The 480-nt window shown below is 70.2% G+C and carries 1 pseudogene; it reads left to right on the top strand.

Annotated elements, in window-relative coordinates:
• Positions 1-480 (top strand): annotated as a pseudogene (locus tag KTN05_RS17820) (N-acetylglucosamine transferase); the annotation flags it as partial.

Genomic DNA, 480 nt, shown 5'->3' with positions numbered 1-480 from the left:
GGGAGCGAGCCTTGAGGTGGCGAGCGCCTTGCAACTGCCGGCCGCCAGCCTGCGCAGCCTGTCGCTGGCCGATCCGACCGACCCGACCGACGTCCACACGCTCAAGACGGACCACGGCACCGGCTATCTGGATCAGGGAACCGGCGCGTTGCTCGCCTGGGCCGATCTGTCTGTGTGGCAGCGGGTGTCAGAAACCATCTTCATGCTGCACACCGGCCAAGGGGCGGCGGTGCTGGGCCTGGTGCTGGGCCTGATGGCGTTGGGCGTGCCGGCGATGGCCGGAACCGGAGTGTTCCTGCGGCTCTCCTCATCCCGCGCACGACCCCGCATCCGCGGCAATGCGCCGCCTCGGCAAGCCGAGACAGTCGTGCTTGTCGGCAGCGAGGGCGGCTCGACCTGGGGCTTTGCCTCAACGCTCCACGCAGCGCTGACCGGGGCGGGCCAGCGTGTCCATGTCGCGCCGATGACCGGGTTCGAGCC

This window comes from Paracoccus sp. Z118 (assembly GCF_019061185.1).
Taxonomy (GTDB): domain Bacteria; phylum Pseudomonadota; class Alphaproteobacteria; order Rhodobacterales; family Rhodobacteraceae; genus Paracoccus.
The sequence above is the reverse complement of the archived record's forward strand: the minus strand, read 5'-3'. Positions and strand labels throughout refer to the sequence as shown.